This window comes from Pseudomonas jessenii (genome assembly GCF_002236115.1).
Taxonomy (GTDB): Bacteria; Pseudomonadota; Gammaproteobacteria; order Pseudomonadales; family Pseudomonadaceae; genus Aquipseudomonas; species Aquipseudomonas jessenii.
The window spans coordinates 605574-627653 of sequence record NZ_NIWT01000003.1 but is presented as its reverse complement, the minus strand read 5'-3'; the positions used below and the strand labels follow the sequence as shown (position 1 = coordinate 627653).

Below are 22080 nucleotides of genomic sequence, written 5' to 3'. Positions count from 1 at the left end.
TGTCGGTCTTTTTGTTGTAGAAGCCAGTGGAGCCTCCCGTGCGCCAGCGTTATTTAGCCTTGCTCAGTGTGTTTGCCAGCCTTCCGGCGATGGCGCTCACTTTCCAGACACGTCTGGAGAACATTGAGTGGACGGTCGAAGGCGACAAGTTCGAATGCCGCCTGACTCAGCCGGTTACCGATTTCGGTTCGGGCGAGTTCGTGCGTCGTGCCGGCGAGCAGGCGACTTTCCGTCTGAAAGCCTACAACCCGATGATCGGCGGTGGTTCGGCCACCTTGCTGGCCGCTGCCGCGCCGTGGCAGCCGGGCCGTGACGATATCAACCTGGGCACGGTGAGAATCGGCAGTGGCAACGTATTGTTCAATAGCTCACAGGTTCAGGCCGGGCGTCTGATCAGTGGCCTGATGGACGGTCGCAGCCCGGTCGTTCGACATTCCTCGGGGGATGGGCGGGTGTCGGAAGTACGCTTGTTGCCGGTCAGGTTCACCAAGGCGTTTGCCGACTACCAGGGTTGCGTGGCGAAACTGTTGCCACAGAATTTCGAACAGGTGAAGCAATCGGAAATCGGCTTCCCCGGCGGCGGAATCGAACTCGACAGCGCCGCAAAAGCCAAACTGCAGGTAATGCTGGAGTACATGAAGGCCGATCCGACGGTCAATCACATCGAGCTCGACGGTCACTCCGACAACAGCGGCAATCGCCTGACCAACCGCGACCTGTCGCGGCGCCGAGCCCTGGCAGTGATGGAGTTCTTCAAGGCCAACGGCATCCAGGAATCGCAAATCACTCTGCGTTTCCATGGCGAGCGTTATCCGGTGGCGCCGAACACCAACAACACCAACCGCGCGAAGAACCGTCGAGTAGCGGTGCGCCTGGAGCGCGGAGCACCCGCGGAACAAGTCGCCCCGCAGGCGACGAAAGCGGCCACTTCGGCCACTTCCTGACCCGGCTGTAATCGTCGCGCTCTCGACATAATCTGTCGCTTCGTCGTCATAAGCTGTCGCGCCACTGTAAATTATTCTGCATGAGCGGTAGACTTCCCGGCTTTCCGTAGAACCCCGTGGAGTGATGGCATGGCGGACGTAAACAAGGTCGTTCTGGCGTATTCCGGCGGCCTGGACACTTCGGTGATCCTCAAGTGGCTGCAGGATACTTATAACTGTGAAGTAGTGACCTTCACCGCTGACCTGGGTCAGGGCGAAGAGGTCGAACCTGCACGCGCCAAGGCTCAGGCCATGGGCGTCAAAGAGATCTACATCGACGACTTGCGCGAAGAGTTCGTGCGCGATTTCGTTTTCCCGATGTTCCGCGCCAACACCGTTTACGAAGGCGAGTACCTGCTGGGTACTTCCATCGCTCGTCCGTTGATCGCCAAGCGCCTGATCGAAATTGCCAACGAAACCGGTGCAGACGCCATTTCCCATGGCGCTACCGGCAAGGGTAACGACCAGGTTCGTTTCGAACTCGGTGCGTACGCCTTGAAGCCAGGTGTGAAAGTGATCGCTCCTTGGCGCGAGTGGGACCTGCTGTCCCGTGAAAAGCTGATGGATTACGCCGCGAAGCACGCGATTCCGATCGAGCGCCACGGCAAGAAGAAGTCCCCGTACTCCATGGATGCCAACCTGCTGCACATCTCCTATGAAGGCGGCGTGCTGGAAGACACCTGGACCGAGCACGAAGAAGACATGTGGCGCTGGACCGTTTCCCCGGAAAACGCTCCAGACAAGCCGCAGTACCTGGAACTGACCTACCGCAACGGCGACATCGTCGCGCTGGACGGCGTCGAAATGACTCCGGCCACCGTGCTGGCGACCCTGAACCGTATCGGTGGTGAGCACGGTATCGGCCGTCTCGACATCGTCGAGAACCGCTACGTGGGCATGAAGTCCCGTGGCTGCTACGAAACCCCTGGCGGCACCATCATGCTGCGCGCCCACCGTGCGATCGAATCGATCACCCTGGACCGCGAAGTGGCTCACCTCAAGGACGAGCTGATGCCCAAGTACGCCAGCCTGATCTATACCGGCTACTGGTGGAGCCCTGAGCGTCTGATGCTGCAACAGATGATCGATGCGTCCCAGGTCAACGTGAACGGCGTTGTGCGCCTGAAACTGTACAAGGGCAATGTGATCGTCACTGGCCGCAAGTCCGACGACTCGCTGTTCGACGCCAACATCGCTACCTTCGAAGAAGATGGCGGCGCGTACAACCAGGCGGATGCCGCGGGCTTCATCAAGCTCAACGCCCTGCGCATGCGCATTGCGGCGAACAAAGGCCGGAAGCTGTTCTGAGACCTTTGACATCGTGATGGGTACCTGACCTCGTCCTCGACGAGGTCAGGTACCTGAAAACGGGGTGTGATGCCAGTTACTGCGTTGTCGGGTGTTTTCGTTTCCGTTGATGATTTCCTGTTTTTCTCCTTCTCGATGGCCTGACCTGTACTACAGGTTGCTGTTCGCCGGTTGCCCGGCGAGATCGATGACCGACAACCTGTGCGAGTCCGGATTGTAGGTCACATAAAAGGCGGCACCGCGCTTGCTGGCCTGCTTTGTATGTCCAAGCGCACTGGCTTTCAGTAATTTCTCCGAAACGGCACAAGTGACAAACAGAATCACGTACGCCGTCTTTTCCCGTGGCCTCTGGATTTTTTCCAGCAGCGCTCCAAACTCGACCTCTTCGCTCATCCAGCGTACATCAACGACGTACAGGTCCTTTACCGGTTCCGGTAACTGAAGGTGATGCTGAACAGAGACAGTGGTTTGCAGACCAATCCTGGTTGGCGGGTCCTGTGCACCACAGGGCGTTCGGGCTGACCGCCAGCCATTCGCTGACGTTTCCAGTGTGGGGTTTTCAGACGGTTTTGCGGACGCTTTTTTTTCCGAGCGCCCAACATCATCCATGGCCTTCATGAAGTGCTTTCCCTTTTCAAAATCGGAGGGTGCATAAAGTGATTTATAGTTGAAGTTGAGTGTCGCGAAAAAAAGTAAAAGTAAATAAAACGGAAAGCTGATCAGGAACCAGACGTAGAGTTCTCTTTCCTCCTGATCAAGGAAGGGTAGCGAGACGGCTGCCGAAGTTTCAGAGAGTGCTGCGAATATCGCGATAATTGTCATTGGGTTGGTGATTCGTTTTTTTATCATGTTCTGTACTCATGCCGGGTTGTCTGTTCTCGAGTGGTTTATGAAGTTGGTTCGATGTGATGCCTATTGTAGTGATTTTGATTGTCTGCTGGTTTTTGACAGGTTTTTATTTGTTTGTTGTATTGCTCTTCGATTTCTTGAATTTTTGGCGTGGTTTAATGATTGCTCAAAAAATATTATTTGCTGTAAGAGTAATTGGATGCGAAGTGTGTGATATTTCTGGTGTGGGTGTTGAGTGCGAAAATATCAGTTACGTTTTAGCGGAAAGGTAGAGGCTGGTGTTTATCAGGGCGCGACCGGATCAAGCTGGCTCTCGAAAAATTCTGGTCGTAAATCGACACGGGTGGCTGCTGGAAAGTGCGACACACTGACGCTGATACAGTTTTAAATTCATTCTGTTCGAGGGATTTTTGTAGGAGGAATCCGTGTTGTTTGTAGGGGATGTCTCTTGGTGTGGGTGGCCGGGAGGGGCGACATGCCATGGGTGAAACGACTAGGCTATTGTGCGGGCTCTAAAAATTCGAACAGCGAAAATTGGACTTGCCCATGAATAAAGTGCTGATCGTGGATGATCACCCCGTCATTCGTCTTGCGGTACGTATGCTAATGGAACGTCATGGCTACGAAGTTATTGCAGAAACCGATAATGGTGTGGACGCACTGCAACTAGCCCGTGAACTTATGCCGGACATTGTCATTCTGGATATCGGGATTCCGAAGCTGGACGGGTTGGAAGTTATCGCGCGTTTATCTTCGACTTCAATGCCGATGAAAGTGCTGATTTTGACTTCCCAGGCGCCGGGACATTTTTCGATGCGTTGCATGCAATCCGGTGCAGCCGGTTATGTCTGCAAACAACAAGACCTCACGGAGTTGCTCAGTGCAATAAAGGCCGTTTTGTCAGGCTACAGTTACTTTCCTAATCAAGCCTTGCATACCGTACGTTGCAGTTTGGGGAATGCCAGTGAGGCCGATATGGTCGATCGATTGTCGGGGCGGGAAATGATGGTCCTGCAGCAGTTGGCCCGAGGAAAGACCAATAAAGAGATTGCCGATGGGATGTTTCTCAGCAATAAAACAGTCAGTATTTACAAGACCCGCCTGTTGCTCAAGCTGAATGCGCGGTCTCTGGTCGATCTGATCGAACTGGCACAACGCAATGGTCTGGTGTGATGGCATAACTGCGCGACAAGGGGCGCCTATCGGGGTGCGGCACTTAGTAAAAAAAAGCCTCCGTTTCGGGAGGCTTTCAGGTGTCATAAATCAAAATCGTAATCGGCCAATTGCTTTTGCAGTCGGCGCTCCTCCAGCAGGTTGTCGATGGTGCGGCGTTTGCTCAGATTAGTTTTCGCTACTTCAACCACCGGTTCAGCGTCATCGGTTTCGGCGGTGGTGAAATCTTCTTCTACGTCTAATTGCTCTTTGCCAGTACTCATTTAGTTGCTCCAGGCTAAGAAGGCCTTTGGCGCCCCTTATATCGACATTCTCCCGGCGGGTAAAAAAGATTTTTTCAATCGACAAATCAATAAACCCAATAGCGCCTCAATCGTCGGAGGTTTTGTGCTTGTATTCGCACAAGTCCTCGATCCGGCAGCTTCCGCATCGGGGCTTGCGGGCCAGGCAAACATAGCGACCATGAAGGATCAGCCAGTGATGGGAGTCGAGCAGGTACTCCTTGGGCACGAACTTCATCAGTTTTTTCTCGACTTCCACCACATTCTTGCCGGGAGCAATGCCAGTCCGGTTGCTGACCCTGAAAATATGCGTGTCGACGGCCATGGTCAGCTGACGGAATGCCGTATTGAGTACCACATTGGCGGTCTTGCGGCCGACGCCGGGCAGTGCTTCCAGCTCTTCGCGGGTTTGTGGGACCTCGCCGGCGTGACGCTCGACCAGCAAACGGCAGGTTTCGATCACGTTTTTCGCTTTGCTGTTGTACAGCCCGATGGTCTTGATGTACTCCGACAGCCCTTCGACACCCAGGGCATGCATCGCTGCCGGGGTATTGGCGACCGGGAACAGCCTGGCTGTGGCCTTGTTGACGCCGACATCGGTGGACTGCGCCGAGAGAATCACGGCAATCAGTAATTCGAAGGGGGAGGAATAGGCCAGTTCGGTCTTTGGTTCCGGGTTGTCCTCGTGCAGTCGGCGGAAAATTTCCAGACGTTTTGCGGCATTCATGGGCAGTGCGTTTCCTCGAAGGCAATCAATGTGTGGGCGTGGGGCGCCAGGCCTGCCAGGCGGCGATCAGGAGTCCGAGCAGGATGAACCCGCCAGGGACCAGTGTGGTCAGGCGCAGTCCGCCGTCAGCCACCAGCACCCAGCCATGCCAGTCAGTTTGCGTTGCACCGAACAGCCACGATAGATGGTTTCCAAGTGTTCCGTTGCCGATGAGTTCGCGCAGCAGGCCCAGCGTGATCATCAGCGTGGCAAACAGGCTATTGAGTCGCAGGCGTTGACGCCAATCGCTCTGAAAGACCCCGGTGTGTTCCAGTACAACGCATTGCAAGGCGATCAAGGCTCCATAAATCCCCAGATGCTGCTGCCATTGCAGCGACCAGGCTTGTGCCATGAGTTCCGCGCAACTGGTGAGGGTGGCTGCCAACAGGATGCTGGCCAGCATACGGGTCGCCGGGACCAGTCGAGATCGCAGGGCACCCATGGCCAGACCGAACAACTGAGTCACCACCAAGAACATCAGGCACAGGCCAACTGCAGCCATCAGCGAGTGGGTGACGCCGATCAGTGGCGTCAGCATCAAGGCGTTGCGCAGAGTCGATGAGTTATCCATGGGCAGGGATTCCGAGCAGTTGTTGCCGGTGTTCATCGAAGTAGCGCAAGGCATCGTGGACGGCATTGATCACCGCTCTTGAGGTGATGGTTGCGCCTGCGATCTGATCGAACTGTCCCTGATCCTTTTTCAGCGCCCAGCCGCTGTCACCGGGTTCTGTTCGAGACTTGCCGGAAAAAACCTGGAGCCAGGCATTGGGCCAGTCGGCGATCCGAGCCCCAAGTCCTGGTGTTTCCGACTGTTTGAGGGTTTTGACGCCCAGCAACCTGCCATTGGCGTCGACTGCGATCAACAGGTCGATGGCACCGGCGTAGCCAAGGGTTTGACTGCGCAGCAAGACCGCGACGGGTTGATCGGCCCGGGTCGCCATATAACCACCCAGCAAGGTGCTGTTGGTCAGTGCGGCTGCTTCAATCGTTATGGGGTGTTCGAGTGGTTGATTGTCGTAGCTGTCCGGCGCGATCAGGTCCAGCAGGTTACGGCTGTCGATCAGGCGCTGTTCGGCTGCAATGCGTGGCGCGCTGCCGAGTTGTACGAAGTACGTCACGCCAAGGCCCAGTGCGGCCAAAAGCACCACAAGCGCGATGCTTGATGTCCGGTTCATGGCGCCTCCGGCTGTTGCCTGGCCGCCACGAACCGCTCCAGCGCCGGCACGCACAGGTTCATCAACAGCACAGCGAAGGCGATGCCGTCCGGGTAGCCACCCCAGGTACGAATCAGATAAGTGAGAAGCCCAACACCAGCGCCGAACAACAGTTTCGCGCCAGGGCTTCTGGCGCCGGACACCGGTTCGGTGATGATGAAGAACGCACCCAGCATGGTCGCGCCGGTCAGCAGATGAAACAACGGCGAGCCATGGGAGTCGGAGCCCGAGCCGTTCCAGCACAACAGGCTGATGATGAACAGGCTGGCCAGCATGCCGACCGGTGCATGCCAGCTGATCACCCTTCGTTGCAGGAGAAACGCTCCACCCGCCACAAATGCCAGGTTCACCCATTCCACCCCCCGGCCACCAAAGTGGCCGAATGCCGGGTTGCCGGCAAACAGTTCATCCATGGTCAGGCTTTTGTTGATCCGCAGACTGTCCAGTGCCGTGGCCTGCACCCACGCATCCGGCACATGGCCGATGCCAAACACGTGCTGCAGGCCGCTCAACAGATCCATGCCATGGGGCAATGGCCAATGGGTCATTGGTTGGGGAAAGGTCACCAGTACCAGAGCCAAGCCAAGCATCGCCGGGTTGAAGGGATTCGAACCGACGCCACCATACAAGTGCTTGCCGAACACCATCGCAGAAGCGGCAGCACTGAGGGTCAGCCACCATGGGCAGTAAGGCGGCAGTGCCAGAGCCAGCAATGTGGCACTGACCAGCGCGCTACCGTCACTCAAAGTTGGCCCCGGCGGCTGCTTGCGCCATTGCACGACGGCGGCCTCGACGGCCAACGCGGCAGTGGCCGCCAGAAGCAGATTGATCAACACACCCCAGCCGTACAGCCAGAACGCCGCCAGGATTCCCGGCAGCGTGGCCAACAGCACCAGTTTCATCGCCTGTTGCAGGCGATCATCCACCGCGTCAAGGGCTGGCATGGGCGTCCACCAGGCGTTCGGCTTCACCGAGTGCGCGTTCCAGGGCTTCGATTTGTTCCGCTGGTGCTTCGTTGGCCTGAGCCTTCTTGAGTTCGGCGCGGCGCATGGCCAACTGGATTTTGGCCCGTTTCAGATCGGCATCATTTGACGACGCAGCCGCGACCGTCGGTGCAGGGGAAGGTGGAGCGGCGCTTTCCAGTTGCGCCAGGTTTTGTTCGGCGGCTTCGAACTGTTGTTGCAGTGCGATCAACTGCGATTGCTGTTCGAAGGTCGGCGGATGCCCGAAGGCCTTCAGCGATTTGTGCAACTGCGCCCGACTCATCGCCACCTCGATCTTGGCCTTTTTCAGCGCGGCATCGGCATTGGCGGTTTTCTGTGCGCGGACGCGCTCGAGGGCCGCCTGCACCGGGTCGGCTGTCGTCTCGGCAGGTTGCGCGGCTCGCTGCCTTGCCTGGCGCTCGGCGATTTTCTGTTGCTCCTCACGCTGCAAGCGGGCATTGCGTTGTTCGAAGCGGCGCCGTGCGTGATCGCGCTTGAGGTTGCGGGCCTGCCGCGCCTGCGGTGTGAGGGCCAGGCCCCCGACAACAGGCAGTACAGTGTTCGGCGGCAGTGGGCGCATTTCGATGCAGTCCACCGGGCACGGTGCCACGCAGAGGTCGCAACCGGTGCACTCATCAATGATCACCGTGTGCATCAGCTTGGCCGCGCCGACGATGGCATCGATCGGGCAGGCCTGAATGCACTTGGTGCAACCAATGCACTCGGCCTCGCGGATATAGGCGATCTGCGCAGGTGCCGAGCCGCGAGTGATGTCCAACTCCAGCACCGGCACCTTCAGCAGTTCAGCCAGGGCCGCGATGGTTTCGTTGCCTCCGGGAGGGCACTTGTTGATCGGCTCACCGCTGGCGATGCCTTCGGCATACGGCTTGCACCCGGGGTGCCCGCACTTGCCGCATTGGGTTTGCGGCAAGAGTGCGTCGATGCATTGAATCAGACTCATGTTTTGATCAGTCCGCTGAATCCGAGAAAAGCCACTGCGATCAGGCCGGCACCAATCAGGTCGATCGGCAAGCCGCGAAAGGGCAGGGGAACATCGTTGTCGGCCGTGCGTTCACGCAAATCAGTGAACAGGCTCAACACCAGCCAGAAGCCCAACCCTGCACCGAGGCTCAAGGCAGTGGCGTGAAAGAAGCCCTTGTCTTCCTGAGCATTGAGCAGGGCCACGCCGAGTACGCCAGCATTGCCCAGCAGCAACGGCCAGAGGCCTTCGAATGGTAGTGTCGAAAACAACCGCGCCAGCAACTTCAGCAACGGGCTGATCAGCAGCACGCTCAATGGCAGAAACACAAACAGACGCAGCGGCGTCAATTGTAGTGGCACCAGCATCCATTGATAGAGCGCGTAGCCGAGCATGCTCACGACCAGCATCAGGCATGTCGTCGCAATGCCCAGGGCATGTACCTGACGACGCTGACCGGCCAACAGTGGATCGACGGCCAATGGCCATTGCAACACGAGGTTGTTGATCAGGGCAGCGCTGATAAGCGTAAGCAGGATTTCGGTCATTGTTCGTGCCGACAAGAACGGTAGTTTTTGTAGGAGCGAGCTTGGTCCGGGCGGCGTTCCGGCGATGGACTCAAGGGCGCTGCGTTCAACCTGTGGACACGCATAATCGTTAACGACCATCGCGAACGAGCTCGCTCCTACAGGAGATGGTCTAAAAAGCTTAGGCATTATCCGGCAAGGCGGGAGGGTGGGCCAGACATGAAAATCCCACAGCCGCGCCAGGCACGACTGTGGGATCGATTTGCCGCAGACCTTACTTGATGCGCTGGCCAGGCTTGGCGCCGCTGTCAGGGCTGAGCAGGTAGATTTCTTCTCCGCCAGGGCCTGCCGCCATCACCATGCCTTCGGAGATACCAAACTTCATTTTCCGTGGCTTGAGGTTGGCGATCATCATGGTCAGGCGCCCATCGAGCTTGGACGGGTCCGGGTAAGCGCTCTTGATCCCGGAGAACACGTTGCGTTGCTCGTCACCGATATCCAGGGTCAGGCGCAACAGCTTGTCGGCACCTTCCACGTGTTCAGCCTTGACGATCAGCGCGACACGCAGGTCGACAGCGGCAAAGGTGTCGAACTCGATTTCCGGCGACAGCGGATCCTTGGCCAGTTCGCCATTGCCGGCAGGTGCGGCTTCGCCAGTGTCGGTCTGGCTGGCGGTCAGGTCTTCTTTCGAGGCGTCGGTCATGGCTTGCACTTTTACCGGGTCGATGCGGGTCATCAGCGGCTTGAACTCGTTCAGCTGGTGATTGCCGAGCAAGGTCGCGTGATCGTTCCAGGTCAGTGGCGCGACGTTGAGGAACGCTTCGGCGTCGGCGGCCAGCAGCGGCAGCACCGGCTTGAGGAAGATCACCAGTTGGCGGAACAGGTTGACGCCTGTGGCGCAGATGGCCTGGACTTCATCCTGTTTGCCTTCCTGTTTGTTCAACGACCACGGCGCCTTGTCGGCGATCCAGGCGTTGGCGCGGTCGGCCAGGCCCATGATCTCGCGCATGGCACGGGCAAAGTCGCGGGCTTCATAGGCGTCGGCGATACCTGGCGCGGCGGCCAGGAAGGCTTCGGTCAGTTCAGGCGCGGCGTTGGTGTCGACCATTACGCCGGCATTGCCCTTGTTGATGAAACCGGCACAACGGCTGGCGATGTTGACGACCTTGCCCACAAGGTCGGAGTTGACCTTCTGCACGAAGTCTTCGAGGTTCAGGTCGAGGTCATCAACGCCACGGCCCAGCTTGGCCGCGTAGTAATAGCGCAGGTATTCCGGCGACAGGTGGTCCAAGTAGGTCCGGGCCTTGATGAAGGTGCCGCGGGACTTGGACATTTTCTGACCGTTGACAGTCAGGTAGCCGTGCACGTTGATGCCGGTCGGCTTGCGGTAGCCCGCGCCCTCGAGCATGGCTGGCCAAAACAGGGCGTGGAAGTTGACGATGTCCTTGCCGATGAAGTGGTACAGCTCGGCGGTGGAGTCCTTGCCCCAGAACGCGTCGAAGTCCAGCTCCGGCGTGCGGTTGCACAGGTTCTTGAAGCTGGCCATGTAACCGATCGGCGCATCCAGCCACACGTAGAAGTACTTGCCCGGTTCGTCGGGGATTTCAAAACCGAAATACGGTGCATCGCGGGAGATGTCCCACTGTTGCAGGCCGGCATCCAGCCATTCGGCGATCTTGTTGGCGACGGCATCCTGCAGGGTGCCGCTGCGGGTCCAGGTTTGCAGCATTTGCTGGAAGTCTGGCAGCTTGAAGAAGAAGTGCTGGGAATCCTTGAGCACCGGTGTGGCGCCGGAGATCGCCGACTTCGGATCCTTCAGGTCGGTCGGTGCGTAGGTCGCACCGCATTTTTCGCAGTTGTCGCCGTACTGGTCTTCGGTGCCGCATTTCGGGCAGGTGCCCTTGATGAAGCGGTCGGCCAGGAACATTTTCTTTTCCGGGTCGAAGTACTGGGTGATCGAACGCGTGGCGATGTGCCCGGCGTCACGCAGCTTCAGGTAGATCTGGCTCGACAGCTCACGGTTTTCTTCGGCGTGAGTGGAGTGGAAATTGTCGAAGTCCACCAGGAAGTCGGCAAAGTCGGCGCTGTGTTCAGCCTGGACGTTGGCGATCAGTTGTTCCGGGGTGATGCCTTCCTTTTCCGCGCGCAGCATGATCGCCGAACCGTGGGCGTCGTCGGCGCAGACATAGATGCATTGATTGCCGCGGTGCTTCTGGAAACGCACCCACATATCGGTCTGGATGTATTCCAGCATATGGCCGAGGTGAATCGAACCATTGGCATAGGGCAGGGCGCTGGTGACGAGGATCTTGCGTGGCTCGGACATGGGGCTCGGCTACTTGATGAAACGGAGGTCGGCCACTATAAAGCGCCGGCGCATATTTTTCACCCTGTGAGCCTGTTTCATTGGATGAGTAACAGGTGAAGGTTCAACATCCCGCCGAACGCTCGGAACAGGTACGATAGCCACTATCTTTTCCAGTCCTGTTTTCGGAGTTGCCCATGAGCGCCGTCAATCGCGCAGCGGTGGAAGCCGTCCTTCGCCAATACACCGACCCTTACCTGAACCTGGACCCGGTCAGCGCCGGGTGCGTGCGCAACATCGAGATCCAGGGCGACCGCGTCAGCGTTCAGCTTGAACTGGGTTACGCCGCCGGTCTGTTCAAGAGTGGCTGGGCGCAGATGCTGGAAATGGCCATTCAGGGGCTGGATGGCGTGGCAAGTGCCAAGGTCGAAATCACCAGCGTGATCGCCGCGCACAAGGCTCAGGCGCAGATTCCGGGCTTGGCGAACGTGAAAAACGTGGTGGCCGTGGCGTCCGGCAAGGGCGGCGTGGGCAAATCCACCACGGCGGCCAACCTGGCCCTGGCTCTGGCCCGGGAAGGCGCCAAGGTCGGGATTCTCGATGCGGACATCTACGGCCCGAGCCAGGGCATCATGTTCGGCATACCCGAGCGTACCCGCCCCGAGGTCAAGGATCAGAAGTGGTTCGTTCCGCTCAAGTCCCATGGCGTCGAAGTGATGTCCATGGCTTTCCTCACCGACGACAACACGCCGATGGTCTGGCGCGGGCCGATGGTTTCGGGCGCCCTGTTGCAACTGGTCACCCAGACCGCGTGGGGTGACCTCGATTACCTGGTCATCGACATGCCGCCAGGCACCGGTGACATCCAGTTGACCCTGGCGCAGAAAGTGCCGGTGGCCGGTGCGGTGATCGTGACCACCCCACAGGACCTGGCATTGCTGGACGCACGCAAGGGCGTGGAAATGTTCCGCAAGGTCAACATCCCGGTGCTGGGCGTGGTGGAGAACATGGCCGTGCACATCTGCTCCAACTGCGGGCATGCCGAGCATCTGTTTGGCGAAGGCGGTGGTGTGAAACTGGCCAACCAGTATGGCGTTGAACTGCTGGCTTCGCTGCCGCTGTCGATGGTCATCCGCGAGCAGGCCGATGGCGGCAAGCCAACAGTGATCGCCGAGCCTGATAGCCAGATTGCGATGGTTTACCAGGAACTGGCCCGCCATGTCGGCGCGCGGATCGTGTTGCAGGAAGCGTTGACGCCGGCGATGCCGAACATCAGCGTCAGCGACGACTGAGGGTGTGAACGCAATCCCCTTGTAGGAGCGAGCTTGCTCGCGATGGTGGGTCAGTTACACCAATGTGCCTGACACACCATCGCGAGCAAGCTCGCTCCTACAGTAGTTGTTTTGTGGTGGATTTAGAGACGCAACCCGCCATCCATCTCCAGAATCCGACCGGTGTAATAGTCGTTCTCGAAGATGTAAGCCGCCGAATGGGCGATTTCCTCAGGCTTGCCCATGCGCTTGAGCGGGATCCCCGCAGTCATCTTCTCCAGCGCTTCAGGCTTCATGCCCAGGGTCATTTCGGTTTCGATGAAGCCCGGTGCAATGCCGGCGACGCGAATGCCGTAGCGTGCCAGTTCCTTGGCCCAGGTCACGGTCGCCGCAGCAACACCGGCCTTGGCGGCGGAGTAGTTGGTCTGACCGACGTTGCCGGCGCGGGAAATCGACGAGATATTGATGATCGCGCCGTTGTTGTTCAGCTCGACCATTTTCGCCGCGACTTCACGGGTGCACAGGAACACGCCGGTCAGGTTGACGTCGATGACGGCCTGCCACTGGGCCAGGCTCATCTTGGTCATTTCGCCATCCTTGACCTTGAGCAACAGGCCGTCGCGCAGGATCCCGGCGTTGTTGATCAAACCATGGATCGCGCCGAAGTCTTCAGCGACCTGGGCAACCATGTGGGTCACTTGCTCTTCGTTGGCCACGTTGCACAGGTAGGCGCGGGCCTCGACACCTTGGGCCTTGCAGGCCGCGACGGCGTCGTCGAGTTTTTCCTGGTTCAGGTCCACCAGCGCGAGTTTCGCGCCCAGGCCTGCGAAATACTCGGCCATGGAGCGGCCTAAACCCTGGCAACCGCCAGTGATAATGATTACTTTGTCAGTGAGTTGCATTCGCATGCCCCGGTAGCAGGTCTGAGTGGTTTCCTTTAGAGAGCCTCTCGATCTGCGCCTGACCTGGCTTGGCTGCACATGAGAACTGCCCCGATGGCGTGCTGGGACTTTCGCCAGCAGCTCGTCCGTTTTTCTGACGGATTCTATTTAAGGAGTCATAAATTGAGCGTTGAAGCGGCTAAGCATGCACGAGAATTGCTTCTCAAGGAATACCGTGGGGTGCTCTCGACGCACTCCAAATCAATGCCCGGTTTTCCGTTCGGTTCCGTGGTTCCGTACTGCCTGGACGAGCAGGGCCGGCCGCTGATCCTGATCAGCCGCATCGCCCAGCACACTCATAATCTGCAAAAAGATCGGAAATGCTCGCTCTTTGTCGGCGAACGTGGTGCCGAAGATGTCCAGGCCGTTGGTCGACTGACTTACCTGGCTGAGGCGCAGCAGCTCGAAGACGAAGCCGCCATCGACGCTGCCTCCGAGCGTTACTACCGCTACTTCCCGGAGTCGAAGGGTTATCACAAGGCCCACGATTTCGATTTCTGGGTGCTTGAGCCTGTACGCCACCGTTACATCGGCGGTTTTGGCGCGATTCATTGGGTCAACGAGCTGACCCTGGCCAACCCGTTCGCCGGCAAGGCCGAAGTGAGCATGGTCGAGCACATGAACGCCGATCACGCCAAGGCCATCGCCCATTACGTCGATCTGGCCGGGCTGCCGAAAAACGTGCCGGCGCAAATGGTCGGCATCGATTGTGAAGGCATGCACCTGCGCATCGGTCAAAGTCTGTACTGGTTACCGTTCCAAGCGCCTTGTAATACGCCGACACAAGTTCGCGAAGCCTTGGTTTCTCTGGCTCACGCCGATCATTGGCCGAAAAATGAAGTGGCCGACGCTTGAATTCACGAAACGGCGACGTCATCTAAGGTGAACTGGCAAGGCATTCTTGCGTTGAGGAACCATTTGATGCGCCCTTTTTTGTTGCTCTTTCTGCTGTTCCCGGTGTTGGAGCTGTTCGTATTCGTCAAGGTGGCAGGGTCCATCGGGTTTTTCCCGGCCCTGCTGCTGATCATTCTCGGCTCGATGTTCGGCGTGTTTGTGCTGCGCATCGCCGGCCTGGCCACGGCCCTGCGTGCCCGTGAAAGCCTGAGCCGCGGCGAACTGCCGGCCCAGACCATGCTCGAAGGCCTGATGCTGGCATTGGCCGGTGGCCTGCTGATTCTTCCGGGCTTCATCAGCGATGTGATCGGCCTGTTCATGCTGCTGCCGTTCAGTCGTCGCCTGCTGGCCAATAAAATGCGTCAGCGCGCCGAAGAGCAGGCGATGCGTCAGCGAGCGTTCGCCGACGACCTACAGGCCCGTGGCGGCCCGGCGCCTCGCGAGCCGCTGGGCCGCGAGCCCAACGTGATCGAAGGCGAGTTCGAACACCGCGATACCAAGTAATACGCACATCGACACGGCACCTTCGGGTGCCGTGTTCGTTTGCGGGGCATCGACCTGAAAAATTTTTCACCGCCGCCCTTGTAATAAGCTTATGCGCCCTTATGTAACGGTCACCGCAAGGTTTCTGGCGAACAAGCCAGACAGACTTCCGCGGTTCGCTTGACGAACCGCAACCGGCACCGCCGGCCTTTGTTAAACCCGCCGGGACTACACCGGCCGATGAAAACCACAATTAGGAGAGATCGACAATGAAGCTTCGTCCTCTGCATGACCGCGTCGTCATCCGTCGCAGCGAAGAAGAAAAGAAAACCGCTGGCGGTATCGTCCTGCCAGGTTCGGCTGCTGAAAAAGCCAACAGCGGCGAAATCCTCGCTGTAGGCACCGGCCGCGTACTGGAAAACGGTGAAGTGCGTGCACTGTCCGTGAAAGTGGGCGACAAGGTTGTGTTCGGTCCTTACTCCGGCAGCAACACTGTGAAAGTCGACGGCGAAGACCTGCTGGTAATGAGCGAGAACGAAATTCTCGCCGTTATCGAAGGCTGATACCCCCGTTCATTTTCCCGCTACTACAAAGTATTTAAGGAATATCGATCATGGCTGCTAAAGAAGTTCTGTTTGGCGATTCCGCCCGTAAAAAAATGCTCAAGGGCGTCAACGTCCTGGCTGACGCAGTAAAAGCGACCTTGGGCCCGAAAGGCCGTAACGTGATCATCGAGAAGAGCTTCGGCGCTCCGACCATCACCAAGGACGGTGTTTCCGTCGCCAAAGAAATCGAACTCGAAGACCGTTTCGAAAACATGGGTGCGCAGCTGGTCAAAGACGTTGCCTCCCGTGCCAACGATGACGCTGGTGACGGTACTACCACCGCTACCGTTCTGGCTCAGTCGATCGTCAACGAAGGCCTGAAAGCCGTCGCTGCCGGCATGAACCCGATGGACCTCAAGCGCGGCATCGACAAGGCGACCATCGCCATCGTCAAAGAGCTGAAAAACCTGTCCAAGCCATGCGCTGACACCAAGGCTATCGCTCAGGTCGGCACCATCTCGGCCAACTCCGACAACTCCATCGGCGACATCATTGCCGAAGCCATGGAAAAAGTCGGTAAAGAAGGCGTGATCACCGTTGAAGAAGGCTCGGGCCTGGAAAACGAACTGTCGGTTGTTGAAGGCATGCAGTTCGACCGTGGTTACCTGTCCCCGTACTTCGTCAACAAGCCAGAGACCATGGTCGCTGAGCTGGACGGCCCGCTGATCCTGCTGGTCGACAAGAAGATCTCGAACATCCGCGAAATGCTGCCAGTGCTGGAAGCCGTTGCCAAAGCCGGCCGTCCACTGCTGATCGTGGCCGAAGACGTTGAAGGCGAAGCCCTGGCGACTCTGGTTGTGAACAACATGCGTGGCATCGTTAAAGTCGCAGCCGTCAAGGCTCCAGGCTTCGGCGATCGCCGCAAGGCCATGCTGCAGGACATCGCCGTTCTGACCGGCGGTACCGTTATCTCCGAAGAGATCGGTCTGAGCCTGGAAAGCGCAACCCTGGAAAACCTGGGCAGCGCCAAGCGCGTGACCCTGTCCAAGGAAAACACCATCATCGTTGACGGTGCTGGCGTACACGGCGACATCGAAGCACGCATCACTCAGATCCGTGCTCAGGTTGCCGAAACTTCCTCGGACTACGACCGTGAAAAACTGCAAGAGCGTCTGGCCAAGCTGTCCGGCGGCGTTGCAGTGATCAAGGTTGGCGCTGGTTCCGAAGTTGAAATGAAAGAGAAGAAAGCCCGCGTTGAAGACGCCCTGCACGCTACTCGTGCAGCCGTTGAAGAAGGCGTGGTACCTGGCGGTGGCGTTGCGCTGATCCGTGCTCTGCAAACCCTGAACGATCTGAAAGGCGACAACGCTGATCAGGACGTAGGTATCGCTGTTCTGCGCCGTGCCGTTGAAGCACCGCTGCGTCAGATCGCTGCCAACAGCGGTGACGAGCCAAGCGTTGTGGTCAACGAAGTCAAGAACGGCAAAGGTAACTTCGGTTACAACGCTGCGACTGGCGAATACGGCGACATGATCGAAATGGGCATCCTGGATCCGACCAAGGTCACCCGTTCCGCGCTGCAAGCTGCATCGTCGATCGGCGGTCTGATCCTGACCACCGAAGCCGCTGTTGCTGATGCACCGAAGAAAGAAGGTGCAGCTGGCGGCGGTATGCCAGACATGGGCGGTATGGGCGGCATGGGCGGCATGATGTAAGCCAGCCTTACCCCTGTACGAAAAAACCCCGTCTGCGAAAGCAGGCGGGGTTTTTTATTGCCTTCAATTTGGGATTGGCTGGAGATTGCGTCGCGCCCATCGCGGGCAAGCCACGCTCCCACAGGATCTGCATCGTCTCTGTGGGTGCGTGGCTTGCCCGCGAAGGCGTCAGGTCAGGCGCTGACAGGTTCTGCACTTGCCACGCGATCCGCCCTCAAGGCCGGTCGATACAGAACGTAGTAATACGACCCCAAACAAATCAGCCAGCAGAACACCGCCGTCCACACGTTGTGCGAGAAGAAGTGTGCGCCCTGCATCATCCGCCCGATGGAGAACACCGAGCCGAGGGAAAAGGCGAAGACCAACGCTGCGCGAGCCATGCGCGGGCGACGGTCGCGCAGTACGAAAAACAGGGCAAACAGGGTGAAGCCGGTGGCCGCATGTCCGCCGGGCCAGCAACGCCCTGGTTTATCGGTGTGCGGGCGAGGACTCAACAGTTCGCTGTAGGTCTCGTGACCGCCGAATTGTTCGAGGCTCCATGGGCATTGCACCGCGGTCACTGCTTTGATGGGCGTGACAAAGGAAGTCGCCAGGCCCAGGGACAGCACCAGGCAACCCAGTTCCCGCTTGAGTGGTTTGAGCCTGGCCATGAAGAACGAAGCGATGAAGGCGAGGATGGCAAACACCGAGAAGGCGATGACCACTTGCTTGGCGCGATCGTGCAGGATGTCCTCGAGGAAGTAACTGTGGCGTCCGATGAACTCCCCGGTGACCGGGTCGTAAAACAGCTTGGCCAGGTCCATGTCCAGACTGGTCAATTCGAGCAATACCAGAATGATCGCAGCTACGGCGGGGACTCCAAGGCACACCCAGAAATTGAGCGGACGAGGGGCAGGGCGGGCAAGGGTCGAAACCATGCTAGTTCCTTGATCAGTGAAATGTTCTCAAATGCGCAGCCGCGCAGAGTTTGAACCCGATTCTGTCGCCAGCATGTGAATCGCCGGTGAAAAACTCGTTAAGGCTGTAATCGGTCAATTTCCGCGCTTTTGCGCTTCACTCAGTCCTAGCCCTGAGCGGAACTTCGCCTTAAGCTGCGCGGGCCACGACGGCCGTTACTGTGGACGGAGAGATACCCATGCGAATTCTATTGGTTGAAGACAACCGCGATATCCTGGCCAACCTGGCCGATTACCTGGGGCTCAAAGGCTATACCGTCGATTGCGCTCAGGATGGTCTGTCGGGCCTGCACCTGGCGGCCACCGAGCACTACGATTTGATCGTGCTCGATATCATGTTGCCCGGCATCGATGGCTACACCCTGTGCAAGCGCCTACGCGAGGATGCTCGCCGCGAAACGCCGGTGATCATGCTCACGGCCCGCGATCAACTGGATGACCGTCTGCAGGGCTTCAAGTCCGGCGCCGATGACTATCTGATTAAACCGTTCGCCCTGTCTGAGCTGGCGGCGCGGATCGAAGCGGTCATGCGCCGAACCCAGGGCGGCGGGCGGCGGACCTTGCAGGTCGGCGACCTGAGCTACGACCTCGACACACTGGAAGTCACTCGCGAAGGCCGGTTGCTGAAACTCAACCCGGTCGGCCTGAAGTTGCTGGCCGTGTTGATGCAGAAAAGCCCTCATGTGTTGCGCCGTGAAATTCTTGAAGAAGCGCTCTGGGGCGACGACTGCCCGGACAGCGACAGCCTGCGCAGTCATGTCCACCAACTGCGCCAGGTGATCGACAAGCCGTTCGCCAAACCATTACTGCAAACCGTGCACGGTGTGGGGTATCGCCTGGCCGAGGGCCGTGATGGAGTTTAAGCAGAGCCTTGCTCAACGCATCATCATTGCCTTTGCGCTGATGAGCGCACTGGTGGCGGGTGCCTTTGCCATGGGCATCGTGGCGACCGTGCACCTGGTGGAGGAAAAACTGATTTCGGCCGGTCTGGGCGGCGATTTGCAGCGCCTGTTGCTGATGGACAATGTCACGGACTGGAGCCACCGACCCGAACCGGACCAATTGTTCTACTTCAGCAACGGGCCAGGCGATTTCAATTTGCCCAAGGATTTGCGGCATCTGGAGCCGGGTTTCCACGAAGTGTTCCGCGAAAACCTGTCGTACCACGCCATGGTCGAAATCGTCGACGGCCGACGTTACGTGCTGTTGCAGGACCAGAGCGATTTTGAAGAGCGCGAGCGGGTGCTGTTTGCCGTGGTGCTGGTGGGTTTCGTACTGAGCCTGGCACTGGCTGTATTTCTCGGCTGGGTGCTGGCACGCAAGGTCATGGCGCCGGTGGTACGGTTGGCCCGCCAGGTACGCCATCGCGATCAACTGCTGGGTTTGGCTCCTCCCTTGGCTCCGGATTATGCCGCCGACGAAGTGGGCGAACTGGCCGTGGCCTTCGACGCCACCCTCGGGCGCTTGCGTCAGGCCCTGACCCGCGAGCGTTTGTTCACCAGCGACGTCAGCCACGAATTGCGTACGCCCCTGATGATCCTGGCCAGTTCCTGCGAGTTGTTGCTGGAAAACCCAGGTCTCGATCAGCGCGGTCGCGCTCAGGTCGAGCGCATTGCCCGGGCATGTGAAGAAATGCGTGAGCTGGTGCAAACCTTCCTGATGCTGGCCCGCGCCAAGCGCGAAGACAACAGCATGTCGCCGCAGCAGCCCCTGGGCCAGGTAGCCGAGGGCCTGGTCGGTCTGTGGCGCGGGCCCATTGAAAGCAAAGGGTTGAAACTGATCTTCGAACCGGGCAACCCTGAGGCCAAGGGCTACAATGCGACGCTCCTGCACGCGGTGATGGGTAACTTGCTGCGCAACGCCTTGCACTACACAGAACGGGGCTTCATCCGCCTGAGCCTGACGGGCACGGGATTTCTGGTCGAAGACAGCGGTGTGGGCATTCCCGAAGAAAAACGCGAGGCGATGTTCGAACCCTTCGTTCGGGGCACTGAAAAACGCGGGGAAGGCTTGGGCCTGGGGCTTTCACTGGTGCAGCGGATTTGTGAAAACCAGGGCTGGAGCGTCAGCCTGACTACGATGGAGCCCAGTGGCTGCCGTTTTCAGGTGGAGCTGTCCCGAACTTGATCTGTTAAGTCAGGCGTCCAGCAAACCCTGTCAACTCCGTAAAACCCTGTAATATTTCAGGGTTTCCCATAACGATATTTTCACAAGTGGATGACCAGACGCCGACACTACAAAATCTAAGGTAGCTGCTATCAGAAGTTCAGGAGACCTGATGATGGACGGCCCGATCAAGCTCGATTTTTCCGAAAAGTACGACGATCAACACGCGCAACGCTATTTGCGCAAACACCAGGAAGGTCTCGGCCGTCGATTGTCCCACTGGCGTGACGAACAACTGGCGCGCAAGGCACTGGCCCTGGTTGGCGAGCCTGGTCTGGTCCTCGATTTGCCTTGTGGTGCAGGGCGTTTTTGGCCCTTGTTGGCGGAAAAATCCAACCGTGTGATCATCGGTGCCGATAACTCGCCGTCCATGCTGAAGGTCGCAACCCAGGCGCAACCTGCCGATGTGGTGAAGCGGGTACAACCCTTGCACACATCTGTATTCGACATCGCCTTGCCGGACAACGCCGTCGACAGCATTTTTTGCATGCGTTTGCTCCACCACGTCGGTGAAGCCAAGCATCGCATGGCTATTTTGCGTGAATTCGAGCGGGTTTCCCGCGACAGCGTGATCCTTTCGCTGTGGGTCGATGGCAACTTCAAGGCCTGGAAACGCAAGCGTTCGGAGAAAACCCGTGGGCAGGAAGGTTACCAAAACCGGTTTGTGTTACCGGCCGCTACCGTAGAGAAGGAATTTGAGCAGGCGGGTTTCCGAATCCAGGAACAACTGGACTTTTTGCCGCTCTATGCCATGTGGCGAGTTTACGTATTACGCAAGAGGTAACAGGATGGCAGTGCAGTGTGCAGCAGAAACGGAAGTCGTTCCCCAGGACCGCTTCGATTACTTTTGGAATCAGCGCGGTGAATGGGTAGAAGAACCCAACGTCCGTCGCGGCGGGGAAAGCGGCGTTCAACGCCTGATGGGCAGTGATGGTCAACTGCTCTACGTCAAGCGCCAGACCGGGCATATCCATCGTAGCTTTCAGCATCCTTTCGGGCGGCCGACGGTCATGCGCGAGCATGCTGCGCTCACCGGTGTGACCGCGCTTGGCGTACGGGTTCCGGAAATCGTTTTCTGTGGCGCACAGCGCGATCCTGTGCACAAGTGGCGTGCCTTGCTGGTCACCAAGTCGCTGGACGGCTTCGAGGAAATCGATCGCTGGTACGCCGGTGGCGGTCGCGAGCGTCATGGTGAAGCCATAAACGAACGAGTGCTCAAGGACCTGGCTGAAAACCTGGCTCGCATGCACAAGGGCCGCTGGCAGCACGGATGTATTTACGACAAGCACGTATTCGTTTGTGTGACCGGTGAGGGCGAGACGGCCAAGGTCGAAGTGGCCCTGATCGATCTGGAGAAATGCCGACAGCGTTTGACGGCCCATCGCGCAGCTGTCCATGACATGAAGCAATTGCGTCGCCACTCGTCGTTCAGCGACGCAGACTGGGAAAAACTCATCTACTTTTATGAGACGGCGTTTGGCAGCGCTATCAAGGGTTTATAGCGATGAAACTCGAAATTGCACGAGGTTTGTTTCTGGTAGGAGCCTTGGCAGTTGCATCGATCGCGATGGCAACCTGGGAGCAACCACGCCCCCAGGTTCTCAGCTCGATAAACGCAGAAGAACATTGTCCGTTGCCACGGATTGCCAAGGCATCCGTGGCCACTCGACCCGATCATGACTTGTTGCTGTTCATGTTCGGACTTTCTCAGGGATTGAGGCCGCAGAGTTGAACCGATTGA

General features: G+C 58.3%; 25 protein-coding genes. 14 read left to right on the top strand and 11 right to left on the bottom strand.

All coding sequences use genetic code 11. The annotated features are described in order from the left end of the window. Nucleotides 1–38: 38 nt before the first annotated feature. Both PSJE_RS12080 and PSJE_RS12075 read left to right on the top strand, forming a co-directional pair. Entirely contained in the window at nucleotides 39–944 is a 906-nt protein-coding gene (locus tag PSJE_RS12080) for a flagellar protein MotY (RefSeq protein ID WP_057713436.1), read from the top strand. Nucleotides 945–1073: 129 nt separating this feature from the next. Then, entirely contained in the window at nucleotides 1074–2291 is a 1218-nt protein-coding gene (locus PSJE_RS12075; RefSeq protein ID WP_007972320.1) for an argininosuccinate synthase, read from the top strand. A gap of 150 nt (nucleotides 2292–2441) precedes the next feature. Here the strand turns inward: PSJE_RS12075 and PSJE_RS12070 are convergent, their stop codons facing one another. Further along, nucleotides 2442–3140, bottom strand: coding sequence for a hypothetical protein (locus tag PSJE_RS12070; RefSeq protein WP_090457538.1), 699 nt, complete (start codon nucleotides 3138–3140; stop codon nucleotides 2442–2444). A 59-nt stretch (nucleotides 3141–3199) separates the two neighbouring features. Here PSJE_RS12070 and PSJE_RS30510 point away from each other — a divergent pair, with 59 nt between their 5' ends. Beyond that, complete coding sequence (locus tag PSJE_RS30510; RefSeq protein ID WP_139212761.1) at nucleotides 3200–3412, top strand: hypothetical protein; 213 nt, start codon at nucleotides 3200–3202, stop codon at nucleotides 3410–3412. A 274-nt stretch (nucleotides 3413–3686) separates the two neighbouring features. Beyond that, nucleotides 3687–4313, top strand: a complete 627-nt coding sequence (locus tag PSJE_RS12065) for a response regulator transcription factor (RefSeq protein WP_090457537.1) — start codon at nucleotides 3687–3689, stop codon at nucleotides 4311–4313. Nucleotides 4314–4396: 83 nt separating this feature from the next. On the opposite strand, the gene PSJE_RS12060 is transcribed toward PSJE_RS12065, so the two are convergent. The 8 genes from PSJE_RS12060 to metG all read right to left on the bottom strand — a co-directional run bounded on the left by PSJE_RS12060 (nucleotide 4397) and on the right by metG (nucleotide 11389). Beyond that, nucleotides 4397–4576 carry a PA3496 family putative envelope integrity protein gene (locus tag PSJE_RS12060; RefSeq protein ID WP_090457535.1) on the bottom strand — a complete coding sequence of 60 codons (180 nt, stop codon included), beginning with the start codon at nucleotides 4574–4576 and terminating at the stop codon, nucleotides 4397–4399. Nucleotides 4577–4682: 106 nt separating this feature from the next. Then, entirely contained in the window at nucleotides 4683–5321 is a 639-nt protein-coding gene (gene nth / locus PSJE_RS12055; protein ID WP_057713439.1) for an endonuclease III, read from the bottom strand. 25 nt (nucleotides 5322–5346) lie between these two features. Beyond that, nucleotides 5347–5931: an Rnf-Nqr domain containing protein gene (locus PSJE_RS12050; protein WP_090457534.1), complete on the bottom strand. Its 585-nt coding sequence runs from the start codon at nucleotides 5929–5931 to the stop codon at nucleotides 5347–5349. After that, complete coding sequence (locus PSJE_RS12045; RefSeq protein ID WP_090457532.1) at nucleotides 5924–6535, bottom strand: RnfABCDGE type electron transport complex subunit G; 612 nt, start codon at nucleotides 6533–6535, stop codon at nucleotides 5924–5926. The genes PSJE_RS12050 and PSJE_RS12045 overlap by 8 nt, the downstream gene beginning before the upstream one ends. Continuing rightward, complete coding sequence (locus PSJE_RS12040) at nucleotides 6532–7518, bottom strand: RnfABCDGE type electron transport complex subunit D (RefSeq protein WP_057713442.1); 987 nt, start codon at nucleotides 7516–7518, stop codon at nucleotides 6532–6534. The genes PSJE_RS12045 and PSJE_RS12040 overlap by 4 nt, the downstream gene beginning before the upstream one ends. After that, on the bottom strand, nucleotides 7505–8518 hold the full coding sequence (gene rsxB / locus PSJE_RS12035; protein WP_057713443.1) for an electron transport complex subunit RsxB: 1014 nt from the start codon (nucleotides 8516–8518) through the stop codon (nucleotides 7505–7507). Before rsxB ends, PSJE_RS12040 begins: the two co-directional genes overlap by 14 nt. Next, complete coding sequence (locus PSJE_RS12030) at nucleotides 8515–9084, bottom strand: electron transport complex protein RnfA (RefSeq protein WP_057713444.1); 570 nt, start codon at nucleotides 9082–9084, stop codon at nucleotides 8515–8517. Before PSJE_RS12030 ends, rsxB begins: the two co-directional genes overlap by 4 nt. 253 nt (nucleotides 9085–9337) lie before the next feature. Then, complete coding sequence (metG, locus tag PSJE_RS12025) at nucleotides 9338–11389, bottom strand: methionine--tRNA ligase (protein ID WP_056726133.1); 2052 nt, start codon at nucleotides 11387–11389, stop codon at nucleotides 9338–9340. A gap of 176 nt (nucleotides 11390–11565) precedes the next feature. Between metG and apbC the strand changes: the two genes are divergently transcribed. Next, a complete protein-coding gene (gene apbC, locus PSJE_RS12020; RefSeq protein WP_057713446.1) occupies nucleotides 11566–12660 on the top strand; it encodes an iron-sulfur cluster carrier protein ApbC in 1095 nt (364 codons plus the stop codon). A 122-nt stretch (nucleotides 12661–12782) separates the two neighbouring features. Here the strand turns inward: apbC and PSJE_RS12015 are convergent, their stop codons facing one another. Further along, entirely contained in the window at nucleotides 12783–13541 is a 759-nt protein-coding gene (locus PSJE_RS12015; protein WP_090457531.1) for an SDR family oxidoreductase, read from the bottom strand. Nucleotides 13542–13703: 162 nt separating this feature from the next. On the opposite strand from PSJE_RS12015, the gene PSJE_RS12010 reads away from it, so the two are divergent. The 4 genes from PSJE_RS12010 to groL all read left to right on the top strand — a co-directional run bounded on the left by PSJE_RS12010 (nucleotide 13704) and on the right by groL (nucleotide 17217). Then, a complete protein-coding gene (locus PSJE_RS12010) occupies nucleotides 13704–14435 on the top strand; it encodes a HugZ family pyridoxamine 5'-phosphate oxidase (protein ID WP_057713448.1) in 732 nt (243 codons plus the stop codon). 66 nt (nucleotides 14436–14501) lie between these two features. After that, nucleotides 14502–14978 (top strand): FxsA family protein, encoded by a 477-nt coding sequence (locus PSJE_RS12005; protein WP_008053539.1) that lies wholly within the window; start codon nucleotides 14502–14504, stop codon nucleotides 14976–14978. A 248-nt stretch (nucleotides 14979–15226) separates the two neighbouring features. Beyond that, the gene (locus PSJE_RS12000; RefSeq protein ID WP_007985847.1) at nucleotides 15227–15520 is read left to right on the top strand and encodes a co-chaperone GroES; all 294 of its coding nucleotides are present in this window, start codon (nucleotides 15227–15229) and stop codon (nucleotides 15518–15520) included. A 50-nt stretch (nucleotides 15521–15570) separates the two neighbouring features. Beyond that, nucleotides 15571–17217 (top strand): chaperonin GroEL, encoded by a 1647-nt coding sequence (groL, locus tag PSJE_RS11995; RefSeq protein ID WP_090457529.1) that lies wholly within the window; start codon nucleotides 15571–15573, stop codon nucleotides 17215–17217. Between the two features lie 173 nt (nucleotides 17218–17390). On the opposite strand, the gene PSJE_RS11990 is transcribed toward groL, so the two are convergent. Next, nucleotides 17391–18134 carry a phosphatase PAP2 family protein gene (locus PSJE_RS11990; RefSeq protein WP_057713450.1) on the bottom strand — a complete coding sequence of 248 codons (744 nt, stop codon included), beginning with the start codon at nucleotides 18132–18134 and terminating at the stop codon, nucleotides 17391–17393. Nucleotides 18135–18352: 218 nt separating this feature from the next. Between PSJE_RS11990 and colR the strand changes: the two genes are divergently transcribed. The 5 genes from colR (at nucleotide 18353) to PSJE_RS31610 (ending at nucleotide 22071) form a co-directional block, all read left to right on the top strand. Continuing rightward, nucleotides 18353–19036, top strand: a complete 684-nt coding sequence (gene colR / locus PSJE_RS11985) for a two-component system response regulator ColR (RefSeq protein ID WP_007985839.1) — start codon at nucleotides 18353–18355, stop codon at nucleotides 19034–19036. Next, nucleotides 19026–20300 carry a sensor histidine kinase gene (locus PSJE_RS11980; RefSeq protein ID WP_057713451.1) on the top strand — a complete coding sequence of 425 codons (1275 nt, stop codon included), beginning with the start codon at nucleotides 19026–19028 and terminating at the stop codon, nucleotides 20298–20300. The genes colR and PSJE_RS11980 overlap by 11 nt, the downstream gene beginning before the upstream one ends. A gap of 154 nt (nucleotides 20301–20454) precedes the next feature. Next, complete coding sequence (locus PSJE_RS11975; protein ID WP_090457527.1) at nucleotides 20455–21123, top strand: class I SAM-dependent methyltransferase; 669 nt, start codon at nucleotides 20455–20457, stop codon at nucleotides 21121–21123. A 4-nt stretch (nucleotides 21124–21127) separates the two neighbouring features. Next, nucleotides 21128–21841, top strand: a complete 714-nt coding sequence (locus PSJE_RS11970; protein ID WP_090457525.1) for a lipopolysaccharide kinase InaA family protein — start codon at nucleotides 21128–21130, stop codon at nucleotides 21839–21841. Nucleotides 21842–21843: 2 nt separating this feature from the next. Then, nucleotides 21844–22071 carry a hypothetical protein gene (locus tag PSJE_RS31610; protein ID WP_079246712.1) on the top strand — a complete coding sequence of 76 codons (228 nt, stop codon included), beginning with the start codon at nucleotides 21844–21846 and terminating at the stop codon, nucleotides 22069–22071. The last annotated feature ends 9 nt before the right edge of the window (nucleotides 22072–22080 follow it).

Bases quoted from the DNA above. Each gene is read 5' to 3' on its own strand.
- colR (WP_007985839.1), top strand. From the start codon at position 18,353: ATGCGAATTCTATTGGTTGAAGACAACCGCGATATCCTGGCCAACCTG.
- PSJE_RS11980 (WP_057713451.1), top strand. From the start codon at position 19,026: ATGGAGTTTAAGCAGAGCCTTGCTCAACGCATCATCATTGCCTTTGCG.
- PSJE_RS30510 (WP_139212761.1), top strand. From the start codon at position 3,200: ATGCCTATTGTAGTGATTTTGATTGTCTGCTGGTTTTTGACAGGTTTT.
- PSJE_RS12040 (WP_057713442.1), bottom strand. From the start codon at position 7,518: ATGCCAGCCCTTGACGCGGTGGATGATCGCCTGCAACAGGCGATGAAA.
- PSJE_RS12070 (WP_090457538.1), bottom strand. From the start codon at position 3,140: ATGATAAAAAAACGAATCACCAACCCAATGACAATTATCGCGATATTC.
- apbC (WP_057713446.1), top strand. From the start codon at position 11,566: ATGAGCGCCGTCAATCGCGCAGCGGTGGAAGCCGTCCTTCGCCAATAC.
- groL (WP_090457529.1), top strand. From the start codon at position 15,571: ATGGCTGCTAAAGAAGTTCTGTTTGGCGATTCCGCCCGTAAAAAAATG.
- PSJE_RS12000 (WP_007985847.1), top strand. From the start codon at position 15,227: ATGAAGCTTCGTCCTCTGCATGACCGCGTCGTCATCCGTCGCAGCGAA.
- PSJE_RS12060 (WP_090457535.1), bottom strand. From the start codon at position 4,576: ATGAGTACTGGCAAAGAGCAATTAGACGTAGAAGAAGATTTCACCACC.
- PSJE_RS12015 (WP_090457531.1), bottom strand. From the start codon at position 13,541: ATGCAACTCACTGACAAAGTAATCATTATCACTGGCGGTTGCCAGGGT.
- rsxB (WP_057713443.1), bottom strand. From the start codon at position 8,518: ATGAGTCTGATTCAATGCATCGACGCACTCTTGCCGCAAACCCAATGC.
- nth (WP_057713439.1), bottom strand. From the start codon at position 5,321: ATGAATGCCGCAAAACGTCTGGAAATTTTCCGCCGACTGCACGAGGAC.
- metG (WP_056726133.1), bottom strand. From the start codon at position 11,389: ATGTCCGAGCCACGCAAGATCCTCGTCACCAGCGCCCTGCCCTATGCC.
- PSJE_RS12005 (WP_008053539.1), top strand. From the start codon at position 14,502: ATGCGCCCTTTTTTGTTGCTCTTTCTGCTGTTCCCGGTGTTGGAGCTG.
- PSJE_RS12045 (WP_090457532.1), bottom strand. From the start codon at position 6,535: ATGAACCGGACATCAAGCATCGCGCTTGTGGTGCTTTTGGCCGCACTG.
- PSJE_RS31610 (WP_079246712.1), top strand. From the start codon at position 21,844: ATGAAACTCGAAATTGCACGAGGTTTGTTTCTGGTAGGAGCCTTGGCA.
- PSJE_RS12065 (WP_090457537.1), top strand. From the start codon at position 3,687: ATGAATAAAGTGCTGATCGTGGATGATCACCCCGTCATTCGTCTTGCG.
- PSJE_RS12075 (WP_007972320.1), top strand. From the start codon at position 1,074: ATGGCGGACGTAAACAAGGTCGTTCTGGCGTATTCCGGCGGCCTGGAC.
- PSJE_RS12050 (WP_090457534.1), bottom strand. From the start codon at position 5,931: ATGGATAACTCATCGACTCTGCGCAACGCCTTGATGCTGACGCCACTG.
- PSJE_RS12030 (WP_057713444.1), bottom strand. From the start codon at position 9,084: ATGACCGAAATCCTGCTTACGCTTATCAGCGCTGCCCTGATCAACAAC.
- PSJE_RS11970 (WP_090457525.1), top strand. From the start codon at position 21,128: ATGGCAGTGCAGTGTGCAGCAGAAACGGAAGTCGTTCCCCAGGACCGC.
- PSJE_RS11975 (WP_090457527.1), top strand. From the start codon at position 20,455: ATGGACGGCCCGATCAAGCTCGATTTTTCCGAAAAGTACGACGATCAA.
- PSJE_RS11990 (WP_057713450.1), bottom strand. From the start codon at position 18,134: ATGGTTTCGACCCTTGCCCGCCCTGCCCCTCGTCCGCTCAATTTCTGG.